Origin of the sequence: Yoonia sp., assembly GCF_036007805.1 — a bacterium.
Classification (GTDB): Bacteria; Pseudomonadota; Alphaproteobacteria; order Rhodobacterales; family Rhodobacteraceae; genus Yoonia.
This window is the reverse complement of record NZ_DASYOK010000256.1, coordinates 1-13,496: the sequence shown is the minus strand read 5'-3', so window position 1 is coordinate 13,496 and position 13,496 is coordinate 1. Positions and strand designations below refer to the sequence as shown.

General features: G+C 58.7%; 16 protein-coding genes and 1 pseudogene. 13 read left to right on the top strand and 4 right to left on the bottom strand.

Features of this window, described 5'->3' with window-relative positions; translation table 11 throughout:
* Nucleotides 1-2,388: TipJ family phage tail tip protein (locus VGP75_RS13925; protein ID WP_327544240.1), on the top strand; the 2,388-nt coding region annotated here is incomplete at its 5' end.
* On the top strand, nucleotides 2,388-2,618 hold the full coding sequence (locus tag VGP75_RS13920; protein ID WP_327544239.1) for a hypothetical protein: 231 nt from the start codon (nucleotides 2,388-2,390) through the stop codon (nucleotides 2,616-2,618). The genes VGP75_RS13925 and VGP75_RS13920, both read left to right, overlap by 1 nt.
* Here VGP75_RS13920 and VGP75_RS13915 read toward each other — a convergent pair.
* Together VGP75_RS13915 and VGP75_RS13910 are read right to left on the bottom strand one after the other, a co-directional pair.
* Complete coding sequence (locus VGP75_RS13915; RefSeq protein WP_327544238.1) at nucleotides 2,615-2,905, bottom strand: type II toxin-antitoxin system RelE family toxin; 291 nt, start codon at nucleotides 2,903-2,905, stop codon at nucleotides 2,615-2,617. The two genes, VGP75_RS13920 and VGP75_RS13915, sit on opposite strands and share 4 nt — an antisense overlap.
* Entirely contained in the window at nucleotides 2,895-3,140 is a 246-nt protein-coding gene (locus VGP75_RS13910) for a type II toxin-antitoxin system Phd/YefM family antitoxin (protein WP_327544237.1), read from the bottom strand. The genes VGP75_RS13915 and VGP75_RS13910 overlap by 11 nt, the downstream gene beginning before the upstream one ends.
* Nucleotides 3,141-3,237: 97 nt before the next feature.
* Between VGP75_RS13910 and VGP75_RS13905 the strand changes: the two genes are divergently transcribed.
* From VGP75_RS13905 to VGP75_RS13890, 4 genes are all read left to right on the top strand, one after another.
* On the top strand, nucleotides 3,238-3,549 hold the full coding sequence (locus tag VGP75_RS13905; protein ID WP_110281147.1) for a phage holin family protein: 312 nt from the start codon (nucleotides 3,238-3,240) through the stop codon (nucleotides 3,547-3,549).
* An 87-nt stretch (nucleotides 3,550-3,636) separates the two neighbouring features.
* Nucleotides 3,637-3,864, top strand: coding sequence for a hypothetical protein (locus VGP75_RS13900; RefSeq protein ID WP_327544236.1), 228 nt, complete (start codon nucleotides 3,637-3,639; stop codon nucleotides 3,862-3,864).
* A gap of 100 nt (nucleotides 3,865-3,964) precedes the next feature.
* On the top strand, nucleotides 3,965-4,897 hold the full coding sequence (locus tag VGP75_RS13895; protein ID WP_327544235.1) for a C40 family peptidase: 933 nt from the start codon (nucleotides 3,965-3,967) through the stop codon (nucleotides 4,895-4,897).
* Nucleotides 4,898-5,086: 189 nt separating this feature from the next.
* Nucleotides 5,087-5,290, top strand: a complete 204-nt coding sequence (locus tag VGP75_RS13890) for a hypothetical protein (RefSeq protein ID WP_327544234.1) — start codon at nucleotides 5,087-5,089, stop codon at nucleotides 5,288-5,290.
* A 16-nt stretch (nucleotides 5,291-5,306) separates the two neighbouring features.
* Here VGP75_RS13890 and VGP75_RS13885 read toward each other — a convergent pair whose 3' ends face one another.
* The gene (locus tag VGP75_RS13885) at nucleotides 5,307-5,990 is read right to left on the bottom strand and encodes a UPF0149 family protein (RefSeq protein WP_327544233.1); all 684 of its coding nucleotides are present in this window, start codon (nucleotides 5,988-5,990) and stop codon (nucleotides 5,307-5,309) included.
* Between the two features lie 87 nt (nucleotides 5,991-6,077).
* On the opposite strand from VGP75_RS13885, the gene VGP75_RS13880 reads away from it, so the two are divergent.
* The 7 genes and pseudogenes from VGP75_RS13880 (at nucleotide 6,078) to VGP75_RS13850 (ending at nucleotide 11,423) form a co-directional block, all read left to right on the top strand.
* Nucleotides 6,078-6,431: a hypothetical protein gene (locus VGP75_RS13880; RefSeq protein WP_327544232.1), complete on the top strand. Its 354-nt coding sequence runs from the start codon at nucleotides 6,078-6,080 to the stop codon at nucleotides 6,429-6,431.
* Nucleotides 6,428-6,634 (top strand): hypothetical protein, encoded by a 207-nt coding sequence (locus tag VGP75_RS13875; protein WP_327544231.1) that lies wholly within the window; start codon nucleotides 6,428-6,430, stop codon nucleotides 6,632-6,634. Before VGP75_RS13880 ends, VGP75_RS13875 begins: the two co-directional genes overlap by 4 nt.
* On the top strand, nucleotides 6,634-7,443 hold the full coding sequence (locus tag VGP75_RS13870; protein WP_327544230.1) for a phage tail fiber repeat family protein: 810 nt from the start codon (nucleotides 6,634-6,636) through the stop codon (nucleotides 7,441-7,443). Before VGP75_RS13875 ends, VGP75_RS13870 begins: the two co-directional genes overlap by 1 nt.
* Before the next feature lie 1,111 nt (nucleotides 7,444-8,554).
* Nucleotides 8,555-9,709 (top strand): tyrosine-type recombinase/integrase, encoded by a 1,155-nt coding sequence (locus tag VGP75_RS13865; protein WP_327544229.1) that lies wholly within the window; start codon nucleotides 8,555-8,557, stop codon nucleotides 9,707-9,709.
* Between the two features lie 138 nt (nucleotides 9,710-9,847).
* A pseudogene (locus VGP75_RS13860) lies at nucleotides 9,848-10,017 on the top strand (IS1380 family transposase); the annotation flags it as partial.
* A 43-nt stretch (nucleotides 10,018-10,060) separates the two neighbouring features.
* Nucleotides 10,061-10,159: an ATP-binding protein gene (locus VGP75_RS13855; protein ID WP_414727806.1), complete on the top strand. Its 99-nt coding sequence runs from the start codon at nucleotides 10,061-10,063 to the stop codon at nucleotides 10,157-10,159.
* Nucleotides 10,160-10,382: 223 nt separating this feature from the next.
* Entirely contained in the window at nucleotides 10,383-11,423 is a 1,041-nt protein-coding gene (locus tag VGP75_RS13850) for an IS110 family RNA-guided transposase (RefSeq protein ID WP_327544228.1), read from the top strand.
* A 904-nt stretch (nucleotides 11,424-12,327) separates the two neighbouring features.
* Here the strand turns inward: VGP75_RS13850 and VGP75_RS13845 are convergent.
* Nucleotides 12,328-13,347: an IS110 family RNA-guided transposase gene (locus VGP75_RS13845; RefSeq protein ID WP_327544227.1), complete on the bottom strand. Its 1,020-nt coding sequence runs from the start codon at nucleotides 13,345-13,347 to the stop codon at nucleotides 12,328-12,330.
* Nucleotides 13,348-13,496: the final 149 nt, after the last annotated feature.

Below are 13,496 nucleotides of genomic sequence, written 5' to 3'. Positions count from 1 at the left end.
GAGCCGGTGATGCCACGCGAAATGGTCTACGGCCGCACGCGCAAGGGCGGTGTAATTGTGTTCCTGCATTCCACAGGGGCAAAGGACAAAGACCTGCACCTGGTGGTCGTCTTGGCGGCGCACCGCATCAAATCCATCGGGGCGATCTATTTTGAGGGCGAGGAAACGGTTGATGCCGCAGGTGCGGCCCAGGGCCGTTGGGCGGGCAAAGTCGCCGTGGAAAAGCGCCTTGGGGCCGATGACCAGACGGCCTTTGCGGGGCTGATTGCGGCGGCGCCCGAGCATTGGAGCGACGCGCACCGCCTTGCAGGCTGTGCCGCGATCTATTTGAAGCTCACCTACGATGCAGATGCCTTTCCAGGAGGCATTCCCAACATCACCGTCGATCTCGAGGGCAAGGCTGACATCTTCGATCCACGGACGGGTCAGGAGGGTTACACTGACAATGCGGCCCTTTGTGTGGCTGACTATATGGCCCATGCGACCTATGGCATCGGAGCTGCAATCGGGGGTGCGGACGGGATCGAGACAGACAGTCTCATTGAGGCCGCCAATATCTGTGACGAGGCTGTGCCATTGGCCGCCGGTGGCACGGAGCCGCGCTATACCTGTAATGGTGTGGTCTCGCTCTCGGAAACGCCCAAGACCATTATCGAGGCGATGCTAACAGCCATGGCAGGGCGCTGCATCTGGCAGGCAGGCCAATGGCACATGCGCGCGGGGGCCTACCGCGTGCCAGAAACCACGATTACGGCAGATGATGTCCGCGAGGGCGGGATGACCCTGACGACGCGGCAAAGCCGGGCGTCAAACTTTAATGCGGTGCGCGGCCAGTTTGTCAGCCCCGAGAATAGCTGGCAGCCTGATGACTTCCCGGCCTACGCCAGTGAAGCTTACCGCTTGGAGGACAATGGCGAGCGGGTCTGGCGGGATATCTCACTGCCCTTCACGATCTCCGCTTCTATGGCGCAGCGGCTGGCCAAGATCGCGCTAGAGCGCGCGCGGCGCCAAATGAGCCTGAAGGTGGCGGGCAAGCTCAAGGCCTGGCGGGTTGCAGCCGGCGAGACCACATATGTGCACTACGCCCGCTGGGGGTTTGGCGGTGCGGATCTGCCTGAGGGCAAGCCCTTTGAGGTTGAAGCGGTGCGGCTTGATCTGACGCAGGTCGGCCCGGGTCCACGCTTGGCACCGGAACTCCTCCTGCGGGAAACCTCCCCGCTCATCTACGACTGGGATGCCTCGGAAGAACAGATTTATGCGGCAGCACCACGCACGACGCTGCCCTCGGCCTTTGACATCGCGCCACCGGGTGCGCCGCAGATCACCGAGGAGCTTTACGTCACACGCGACGGCTCGGCGGTCAAAGTCCTGGCACGGATCGCCTGGGAGCCTGCGGCCTCGGGCTTTGTCGATACCTATCAGGTAGAGACCCGCCGTGATGGTGGTGACTGGCTGGACCGGGGTCGAACATCCGGCACGAGGATGGAGTTGCGCGACATCCAGCCGGGGCAATGGGATGTGCGGATCAAAGCCATCTCGGTACTGGGGGTCTCGTCAGCGTGGCGCGAGGGGGCTTTGGAGATCGTGGGGCTAACGGCGCCACCAGCGGCGCTGACGGGACTGACGATCCAGTCCGCAGGCGGTCTTGCCGTGTTGAAATGGCAGCGCTCGGTTGATGTGGATGTCCGCGTGGGCGGCAATGTCATTATCCGCCATAGCAAGGAAATGGCCGCCACTTGGGCGAACTCCACCCTCATGGACCGCGTCTCGGGCGGCGAGGCCATTGCGGTCGTGCCGCTTAAGCCTGGAACCTATCTGCTGCGCGCCGAAGACAGCGAGGGGCGCATTGGTCCTGTCAGTACCGTGAGCACGAAGGGCGTGCAGATCCTGAGCTTTGCGCAGCTGAATACGCTGGCAGCCGAGCCAGGCTTCCCCGGCCTGAAAACCGGTCTGGTGGCGACTGCCGGGACGTTGAAACTGCAAACCGGAACGGATGCTCAAGGTTCACCCGTCGTACTGGCGAGCGAAGGTCTTTATCAGTTTGAGAGCCTTCTCGACTTTGGAGCGCTGAAGCGGGTGCGGCTGCGCTCGGATATCCTGGTCGGGGCCTCGGCCCTGTCGGATTACATCGATGACCGCATGACGCCCATCGATGCCTGGGCGGATTTTGACGGCTCCGAGGGCGCTGATATCGACGTGGTTCTCGAGGTCCGGGAAACCGATGACGACCCAGTAGGGGCAAACCCCGTATGGGGACCTTGGGGACGGATCGACAACAGTGAAATCGAGGCCCATGCGGTTGAGGCACGGGCCTGGCTCAGGACAAGTGATCCGGCTTTTACGCCGATCGTCTCGGAATTGCGGCTCATAGCGGATGAGGTGGCCTAGTGTCCCAAGCACCCAGCTTTGTGATCATCAACGACAACGGGGCGGCTGTGCGTGCCCAGATCAACCAGATCGTTGCAGCATTGCGCTCCACCAGCAGCGGAGCGGTAGAACCTGCGGCCACCGCGCCGGGCATGCTGTGGCTGGATACCAGCACCACGCCGCCGACGCTCAAGCTGCGCAATCTGGCCGATGCCGCCTTTGAGCCGCTGCTCGACGGCGGCGAATACTAGGGGTCAGCGCGTTTCTGTGCGTTTTTATAGACGACGCTCCGCTCACGCTTGCCCACAGCCACAACCGTTACCGTGACAGTGGTGTCGTCTACGCGGTAGACGAGGCGATAGCCCGCGCTGCGAAGCTTGATTTTGTAGTGGCTTGGCATGCCGTGCAGGCCATCGGCCACAACATGGGGCTGAGCAAGTCGCTCTTTAAGCTTCTTTTTGAACTGCGACTGCAGCGTTGCGCCGAGTTTATCCCACTCTTTGAGGGCTGACGGCAGGAATTGCAGCTCATAGCTCATCCAAGCTGACCCGAACCGGTATCTCGTCAGTCCGCTTCTTGATCGTCTCGGCCAGCTCCAAATCGTCCATATGCTCCATCAAGGCCTCATAGCGTGCGGCAGGCACCATATAAGCCATGACGCGGTTGTGGTTCAGCACGGCGACGGACTCGCCTGCTGCCTGCGCCATGACCTGCGACGGGTTTTTTTTAAGATCAGAAACGCTGACGGCGATATTGGCTTCGACGCGCTGCATGGCAGCCTCCAAATAGTACGAAATACAGCACCAAATATAGACCAGATTAGAACCCATGCAAGAGCCTTGCGTGAACCAAAGAGGAAGGGAGGCGCCCATGACCGAGCCGGGCTTTTTGGAAACGTTGAACAGCCTGTTTGGCGGGGCGGTGACCACACTGATCGGCGCCTTTACAGGGCGGCTGATGTATCACTCGGGTGAGGTGAAACTTGGCCGGCGGCGGTTTTTTGGCAAGGAGCTCTTGTGGGAAATCCCCGTGGCCATCGGCATGGCCATCATTGGCGAGGCCATCGCAAGCCACTTTGATCTTGGCCAGCCGGTGCGCACGGGGCTTGTGGCCACGCTGGCGTATCTGGGACCGCGCGGGGCGGAGGCCCTGATGACGGCCTGGCTTTGCCGCAAGAAATAAGCTGCCCATCAGCGTGGTCATCTCTTGATGTTCAGTGGAGGAAGGCCATCTGGATATTGCTGAATGGATAAAGGGAGGCACTTTCTCATGACTGATATTGCTCAGGTTCTCAGCAAGGTATCCGCGGCAGTTGACCCTGTCGAAATTCTGCGCTCTGCGGTTTTGTCACAAGATGGATTTTGGCCCGCGCAACAGAGGGGCGCCGGAATCTATGAAGTTCAACTCTTCGGCGTGGTGGGCATAGGCCCGTCCCTATCTGCCGCAGCGGATGACTGGATTGTGCAAGCCAAAGAGTATGTGCGCGCAGCAGCCTAACGCAGGCGCCGCCTAACCAGCGCAGCCCCGCAGGGCTCAGCCTTTATTATACGACCAACACAGCCGCCCTCCGGGGCGGCTTTTTGCATGGGAGAGCATCATGACACCTTTCGAAATTGCCCGCGGGTATATCGGCACCTCCGAGGGCCCGGGCCCCGCAAACAACCCCGTCGTCATGGAGATGTACGCCTCGGTCGGTCATGATTGGGTGGAGCACGACTCTGTGGCGTGGTGCGCGGCCTTCGTCGGGCATTGTCTGGAGAAGGCGGGCATTCGCTCAACACGCAAGCTGACAGCACGGTCCTATCTCGACTGGGGCATCCCGGTAGAGATCGCGGACGCGCAGCCCGGTGATATCGGGGTGATCCCGCGAGGGTCTTCGAGCTGGCAGGGGCATGTGTTCTTCATCGATCGGATTGAGGGGGCCTGGGTTTGGGGGCTTGGCGGCAATCAGTCTGATGCGGTGAATGTGAAACGCTATCCCATCTCAAAGCTCTTGGGTGTCAGGCGGGCTGGGCATGTCGCGCCATCAGTGACCCTATCCGTCAAGGCAGTGCAGGCCCGCCTGAAAAATCTCGGATACCACGAGGTCGGCACCATCGACGGGATCATCGGTCCACGCACGCGGGCAGCCATTCTCGCTTTCCGCGATGAAAATGCACTGCCGCTGGTGCCAATCGTTGACGTGGCACTGGAAGAGGCGCTGGAGCACGCCGCATCGCGCGAGGTCGCACCTGCGCGCGCCTCGGGCAGCCCCCAGCAAAGCCGGATCGTTGCTGCCGCCAATGCCCAAATAGGCCTCGGAGTTCTGGGGGCTGCAGGGTCCATCACCTCTCAGATCGCACCAGCATTGCGTGAGGCCGAACAGGCCCGCGATACAGCATCGCGGATCTTCGCGCTCGCAGGTCTTGAGGCGTGGCTGACCGCTGCACTCCCTTGGATCGGCATGGTGATGTTTGTCGGTGTCATCCTCTACGCGTTGAAGGCACGCTCCGCCCGCATTGAAGATCACCGGACAGGACGCACACCATGATCAGCATTGCCCGCGCACTCCTGAGTGGGCTTGGCAGGCGGGCTGTTTTTTACGGCGCGCTGGCTTTGGCGCTCCTCGCCGCCCTTTGGATAGCCGTCCGCCAAGGCCGCCAAGCCGCAGCGGCGAATTTTGCCGTTCGCCGTGCCGATGCGCGGGTCAGATCCATGCAAACCTCAAAGGACATCCGCCATGACGTGCAAAACGCTGACCGCGCTGATCTTGAGCGCAGGACTGACCGCTGGATGCGCGATTGATCCAGTTGTCATGCGCGATGATTGCGACTGGGCAGAGCCTATCCGCCCGTCGCGTCATGATGTTTTGAGCGACGTGACGCTTGCGCAGATCGTGGCGCATAACGAGGTCGGCGCGCGGCTGTGCGGGTGGCAGCCTTGAAATTGATCTGTAGCGTTCAGTTGCGGCCGCAGCACTGCTTGTATTTGCGGCCCGACCTGCAGGTGCATGGATCGTTTCGGCCGGGTCGCGGTCCTGCCTGAAACGGCTGGCCCGGCAGGTTGGCCGGAGCCTGTCCGGCGAGTTCGGGGCGAGATTGATGAAGGATTGTTATCACGCAACCCGGAATCAGATCAGGCGCTTCGAGGTCGATCTCGTCGATCTCTTCCTCCGTGAATTTGCTATTTCCGGTATAGATGTCTTGCAGCGCCATCATGAAAATCAGCGTCGCCTGTGTTTCCTCATCGGCGACGTCGAGCAGGTTTGACCAGGCATCCGGTCTGAGGCCCATCGCGCGTATGAAGCCATCGATCCAGGGCTCCCAGATCGTCTCGTCACTGTTGGGGTCAATCTCGTAGATAGGTTCAATCCAGAGCCTGCGTGTGATCGCGTCGGCAACGGAATTGTAATGGGCCATGACGGCACCAATTGTAGCTTCGGCCGTCTGCTTGTCGTCAAACGCGGCGTCGCCGGTTTCTCCCCAGACATGGGGCAACCATTCCGATGGTGCAATCATGTCCGGACAGGCCAGTATGCCGGTCACATATCCGTCCAGTTCGCTGAGCGTCATGGGCATGTTCTGAGGGGGCAGCGCATGCAGCAACCGGCTCAGATGATCGAGGTCTTGATCGGATTGTCCCATGTAAATTCTCCCGGCATTTCCAAGGGTTTTCTATCCTTGCCTTTGCCAAGTCGCAATCCGGCGTAATCCCGGCATTTGGAGCAAAACATGACAACCACCACTGTCACGGAAGGCCCGGCCGTGCTGATCGGCTACGCGTGGCGGCTACAGATTGAGGCGGAAGCACCGGTCTTTGCCGAGGGCGCAAGTTATGCAGGGCAAATCCGGGAACGCCCGAATGCCGCCGAGGTTTTGGCCACGCTCACCAGTGCCGATCACGGTGTCATGCGGATCAGCGACACGGTTCTGGAACTGGCGCTACGCCCCGAGCAGACAGCAGGTCTCCCGCCCGGACGTGTCGTTCTGGACCTGGTGCGCACCGATCTCGCGCCCGATCTGCATCTGGGCTTTCTCTTGGAGTTGCCGGTCATCCTGCCGGTGACGCGGGGGCTTGCCCCATGAGTGCCGCCATCTCGCAAACAGGTCCGATCACCATCACCGCACCCATCAAGGTCCGGGTAGTCACCGGGCCGTTGCGCATCCGCCTTGGCGGCCAGCCAGGCCTGGAGGGCAAGGTCGGTCCACCCGGTGACAAAGGCGATCAGGGCGATCCCGGCATCACCATCCTGCCCACCAACACACCTATCAACGGAGGCTTCTTCTGATGGCCAATACGATCCAGTTCAAACGCCGCCAGGCCGGCAATGCCGGCGCGCCAGCCGCGCTCAAATCCGGCGAGGTGGCCCACAACGAGGTCGACGACACGCTCTACATCGGCAAAGGCGATGATGGCAGCGGCAATGCGACCGCCATCGTGCCGCTGGCAGGTGCGGGTGGGTTTGTCGCCCGCGTGGGCAGCCAGACCATTGGTGGCGCAAAGACCTTCTCGATTGTGCCCAAGTCGAGCCAGGACGCCAGCAGCAGCACCGATCTTGTGCGCAAATCGCAGTTCGATGCGGGGCTTGCGGGCAAGGCGGCCGCTACCCATGGTCATGCGATCTCCGAGGTCAGCGGGCTGCAGGCTGTTCTTGATGAGAAAGCTGCTGATGGGCACGGCCATGGCATTGCCGATGTCACGGGGTTGCAGTCGGCGTTAAGCGCAAAAGCGCCCCTGACTTCACCGGCGCTTACCGGCACGCCCACGGCGCCGACGGCCACGGGCGGGACCAATACAACCCAGCTGGCCACGACGGCCTTTGTGCAAACCGCGCTGGCAGGCTTTGGTGCGGGCGACATGCTCAAATCCGCCTATGACGCGGATAACGACGGCAAGGTCGACGCGGCTGAGGTGGCTGACAGCGTGCCTTGGGCAGGTGTGACCGGCAAACCGTCAACCTTTGCACCAGCGGCGCATACCTTTGTCGCGGCAGATCTTCATCACTGGTGGTTGCCTGCGAATGTCGCTGAATGCCCGCCAATACACGCCAGTGCCTGCGAATGCGGTTTTTCTGAGCTGGTGTTGACGTGGTGTTGACGTAAACGTGAAAAAGGCCGATGGTATTATGACACCACCATCTTAGGCATTTGATTTGGCGTATTATTTTGGTTGCGGGAGTAGAATTTGAACCTACGACCTTCAGGTTATGAGCCGTTGCGGACAAACAACGAACAATTGCTTGGACTTGCGTTTTACTTCGCCATTTCCGCCACTTGCAGCACCCTGCCCCGTGACCGGCTTGCCCGCGACTGCGCAGGAATTATCAGCACTTTCCACACTCTTGCTTCCACTATGCTTCCGCGTGGCCCGAGAGTGATGGTCGCGGTAGCACGTCAATCAAAAAGAGTATAAGTTTCATCGGATAAAAGTTCGACATGGTAACGCCACCACCACAAACTCCGCCTGAGCAGCAATACAGATATCGCAAGCTTCGATCTCAGCGTTGTGCTGTTGGCTGGTGATCAACACCGAGACTGTCGTGAAATCGCGCAAGCGACAGGCCGTCGAAGATCAGCCGATCAAGCCACAAGAGCCGCGCTTATTCATTTACAAAAGACTTTTGTGCCAACAGTTTGGCAGTCAGCCTCATGGTGCGGTGTACTATAAATGAACAGCCATACCTGCACAGCAACACTCATCACGACGGCCAAGCCAACTAGTAATCCGAGTACGGTCTGTAATTTCATCATAGGCTACCCAATCCGTTTCCCACTGCGTTACATGTTTACTTCAAGAAGTCTGGGGTAAAGACAACACCCAATTAGGTGCACCCCACAAGCAGCGCCGAGTGAAACGAACCGCCAGGCGATCATTCATTTCTTGTGCGATCCGTCCTAGCGCATAAATGCGTGCCTGTATCCGTAGGTCTCCAGCAAAAAGAAAAGATCGACCATCTGCAGCTATCCGCGCTGCTATAAATTTGACGACATCAATCTGAGCCTGCGAAAGCACTGCAACATTACCGTCTAGTAAATCATCGCCATATACGTCCCATGCGAAGCCCAGGCAGGGCAGCGTAATCCACGGCAACCCTGACGGTACGCAGCAACACGCACAATCCATTTTTTCTTCGCACTTTCAATGTGTTCGTTGACTACCTCAACGCCTTCGGCACAGTACAGAAAATCATTCCGGAAGGCCCACCCCTATGCCAAAACTGACTAAGCGCATCGTTGACGCCCTTGAGGCGCAGACCAGCGAGTTTTTCGTCTGGGACGAGAGCATTCCCGGCTTCGGGCTCCGTGTTATGCCCAGCGGACGCAAGAGCTTCGTAGTCCAGTATCGCGCGGGGAGACGCCCGCGGCGTATGAGTCTCGGGCCCAGCACGGTCTTGACCTGCGATCAGGCACGCACCCGTGCAATCACAATCATCGCCGCTGTTAAAAACGGCGAAGACCCTGCTGCGGAGCGCGCGGCCAAGCGCAACGCCATCACCGTTATTGATCTGGCTGAACGCTTCGACAAAGAACATATCGCAGTACGCCTCAAAGCCAGCACCGCGAAAGAGTATCGCGGCAACCTCAGACGTTTCATATTGCCGGCCTTAGGCAAATTGACCGTTACCGACATCACCCGCGCGGATGTGGCGAAGTTTCATCATGACCTGAGGCATATTCCCTATCAGGCAAATCGCTGCCTTGAGGTGGTTTCCAAAATGTTTGTACTGGCCGAGATGTGGGGGCTACGACCTGATGGATCGAACCCCCGCAAACACATCCGCAAATACCCCGAAGAGAAGCGAGAGCGTTTCCTCAGCGCCACTGAATTGCGCCGGATAGGCGAGGTCCTGCGCGAAATGGAAAGCGAGGGCGTCGAGTTGCCGTCGGCTATTCTGGCGGCACGGCTGCTGATCCTGACCGGATGCCGCCTTGGCGAAATCATGACGCTGAAATGGGACTATGTCGATTTCAAAGAGCACGCCCTGAGGTTGCCGGACTCAAAGTCGGGTAAAAAGGTTGTCCACCTTGGCGACCCCGCGGTCGAGTATTTGCGTGATGCGCAACGCATCGACGGGAATCCTTGGGTTATCACTGGCACCCTACCCGCCAAACCGCTCAGCGATCTGCAGCCCTTCTGGCAACGCGTCCGCGCCCGCGCCGGGGTCAAAGATGTCCGGATCCATGACTTGCGCCACACCTTCGCGTCCACGGCCGTGGCCTCAGGCCAAGGTCTGCCCATGATTGGCAAGCTCCTCGGTCACACGCAGGTACAGACCACGGCGCGATATGCACATCTGGCATCGGAACCTGTAAAGACTGCTGCAGATTCTATCTCGAAATCGTTGCGAGAGGCGCTCGGTTAAACTTCCCGGAGGGGATGGGCCTGGTCTCCAACCTTCTCCACCTCGCAAGCTATTGATTTCATTTTACTCTGTTCTTGGTTTAGATTTCGTTTCGTGCAAATGAACTGAAGATGAACCAGCCGCCACACGGCGGAAACAGCCGACTGGTCCCTGACCAGCTTCCAGCTCAACTGATCAAGATCGGTGCCCGCGTCGTCCGCCATGCCCGCGCCATCACCTTTCAGTTGGCCGAGGTGGCCGTCATCGGCCCGATGGTCCGCGCTATGCTCTCCGCTATCCACCTCCTTCGAGCGCCACCGCGATGCGCGCACCATCATCACCGCGCAACTGCCCGTCTCAGGCTGGCACGACATGATCGGCGAACCCACAATCGCCGACGCCATTCTCGACAGGATCGTCCACAACGCCCACCGCATCGACACCAAAGGAGATGGGATGAATGTCCTGTGAGCGGTCGAGATTCCCAATTCTGTTATGGAGTTGGGAGAAGCGGATAGGTTTCAGGCTGTTTGAGCTGGCTAGGGCGTTTGACCCTGTAAAGGAGATTAACCTGCACCTGTTTCCGAACGACCATCCTGAGGCGTGGGTTCTAGCCGCGACCTCGAATAGGAGTTTGGTTTGGCCGTTCACACCCCATCCGGGGTTCCGCTTCCCAACTACGGGAGAATACCACATGGCCCATATCGGTGTCGATCTACATACCAATTCTTTCACCATCTGCCGACTTGAGGCGGATGGTTCACAGGCTTTCGCAACCTACCAATTGGCTCAGGCAGACCTGGCAAGGTTCTGCCTAAGCATTGATGCTGATGACGAGGTGGCCGTTGAAGCTACCGGCAACACAGCATGGTTCTGCGACGAAATCCGTCCCTGTGTCGGGCGGATCGTCGTGGTCAACCCGCGTCAGTTTCAGGTGATCCGCAGATCGGTCAAGAAGACCGACAAGAACGATGCCCGCGCACTGGCTACGTTCCTGTCCAAGGATTTGCTTCCCGAAACGCGCCTGAAGCGGCCTGGCGAGGCGGAATTGGCCTCGCTCGCGCAGACCCGCGACATGCTGGTAAAGTCCCGCACCAAGGTCCTCAACAAGATCCACGGGATATTCAATCGCCACGGGATCAAGCTGAAAAAGGAAGGCTTCTCGGACAAGCGGCTCAAAAGCCTGGAGATCGAGAATTTTGGCGGCGTCGAGAAGATCGAACTCACTGTCCTGCGTGATCAGGCACTGGAGTTGACCGCCACGATCCGCACGATTGACAAAGCGCTGGCCGAAGCAGCCTCCGCATTGGACGGCTTTGAAGAGATCACCTCGATCAAGGGCGTCGGTGCGCGTGCTGCTGCGATCTTCCTTTCTGGCATTGGCGATGTGCGAGACTTCGCGACCGCAGACAAACTTGCGGCATATGTGGGCATCGTCCCCCGCGTGGCGTCTTCCAACGGCGTCACGCAGCACGGGCGGATCACCAAGCAGGGCAACAAGCTGGTGCGCACAACCCTCGTGCAATGCACGCTGAGCGCCATTCGATACTCCGGTTATCTGAGTGCTTTTTACCGGCGCATCAAAGAAAGACGCGGATCGGGCAAGGCCATCATCGCCACAGCGAGAAAACTCCTAACCATCATCTACAACACATTGAAAAACAGGTGGATCTTCGAAGACTTTCCCACCTTCAAACTCAGAAAACCCGGCCAAATGGCTGGACAAACATCATAGGAGACAGCATGCGACGAAAAGATCAAACCGTGAACTTGACCCACCGCGAAAATACCGAAACACTCCACTCCAAAACATAATCGCAGGCAGATAATCAGCCAGGCCCGAACTGTCCGGGAATTACTGAAACGGCTGTCCGGGAATTAGCGAAATCGCTGTCTGGTAATTCTGAAATCCGCAATGCCCATGTTGCGGCCGATCTATGGTCAAGATCACCGTATGGTACCAAGGTCTGGCGCCGCCCAAATGGGCCTTCCGGAGCGACAGCTCATGATCCACCACGACAGACAACGGATACCCATCCAACCGTCTGCTTCCATGCAGGCCGGAGCGATACACTACGGCCCAAAGCCTTGGTTGCCCCGGTTCTGGCCGTTGCGCAACACCACTCGCCAGCAAACCACACCGGTTTCGCAACCCTTGAAGACCAGCCATGGGCCAAATTGTCATCCGCGCTCTGCCATTCAGAGGTCTGCTCGCCATCGCAAACACCACCCCAGAGCTGAGCCAGCAACACAATCCCCATAGCTCAAAACCAACCCACGGGTTCGTTCAATCCGGCTTCAATGAGGTCGCGGACAGCGCATGTGTGATCCCAGCGTCGTCCCCCGCGACCTCACAGAACCCTCCAGATTCCCATTTGGCCTGATTTCTGATTCATATGTGGACGCCGCCTTTGGCAAGGGTTGATTTTGTCCTGTTGCGGTGATCGGTTGCTTTCATATGTCCGGCCTGTTTGTGCAGCTTGAAACGATCTGCTGGCCCTGATGGAAATCCGCTGGAGAGGTCCCTAATCAACCTGGCGCGCTTGTGAGGCGCGGTGAATCAGACGGGTTTGTCTCGCCGTTGGCTCGATCGTTACGCATCATTGACTGCCTTTGCCAATTCGGATAGGGCTGCGCGCTTAGGCGGCAAGCCCATAAGGTCTATATGTTTCTCCTCGGGTGAGTACCACCAATGCGATGCGCGCCAGTTTGTTTGCAAGAGCCACAGATACAAGCCGGAAGGGCTTTTTCTCCAGCAAGTTATTGACCCAGTCTGTCATGGGTGTTGGATTGCGCTTCGCGTGCCGCATGACGGCGGTCGCCCCTACAACAAGCAATCTTCGCAGATATCGATCGCCTTGTTTCGAGATGCCGCCTAAACGGGTTTTGCCACCTGTTGAGTGCTGTTTCGGGGTCAGCCCGAGCCAAGCCGCAAATTGCCTTCCCGAGCTGAATTGGTCGGGGTCAGTCACGGTGGCGGCGAGGGCGGTTGCTGTGATCACGCCGATACCAGGGATAGCTGCAAGTCTTCGGCTTGCTTCGTTGCTGGCGTGCCAGGCCTTCAGTTCTTGGTCGAGCGCACAGATCTCGTCGGTCAACTCAGCCATGCGCCGGATCAGGATTTCAAGGGCTCTGTGGGCGTAAGGTGGCAGTGTTGCATCTGCAAAAGCTTTATCAGCCACCTTCACAAGATTTGCGATGCCGGGATTTGCGACCAGCCCAAACTCCGCCAAGTGCGCCCGCAGCGCATTCGCAGCCATGGTTCTCTGGCGCACAATCAGCGCCCGGGTTCTATGTGCCATCAGAATGCTTTGCTGTTCGACCGTCTTCATAGGGACGAACCGCATCGTGGGCCGCCCCACTGCCTCACAGATTGCCTCGGCATCAATCGCATCGCTTTTTCCACGCTTCACGTACCCTTTGACGTATGAAGGCGGCATGATCCGAACGTCATGTCCCATCGCACTCAACGTGCGCGCCCAATGATGTGCTGTGGCACACGCCTCCACACCGATCAGACAGGGCGGTAATTTCGAGAAGAAGGGGATCATCTGCTTGCGGTGAAGCTTCTTGACCAGAACCGCATCGCCCGCTTCGTCGATGCCGTGAGCCTGAAAAACGCTTTTCGCCAGATCAAGGCCGATTGTTTTGATGTGCATTTGGTACACTCCTATGATGGTTGTCCAGTAGGACATTGATTTTGTTTGATTTTAAATTTGGTAAAATCTTCGAAGACCCAGCCGTTCTTGAGCGTATCGTAGATGATCGACAGCAACTTGCGCGCGGTGGCGATGATCGCTTTTCCTGC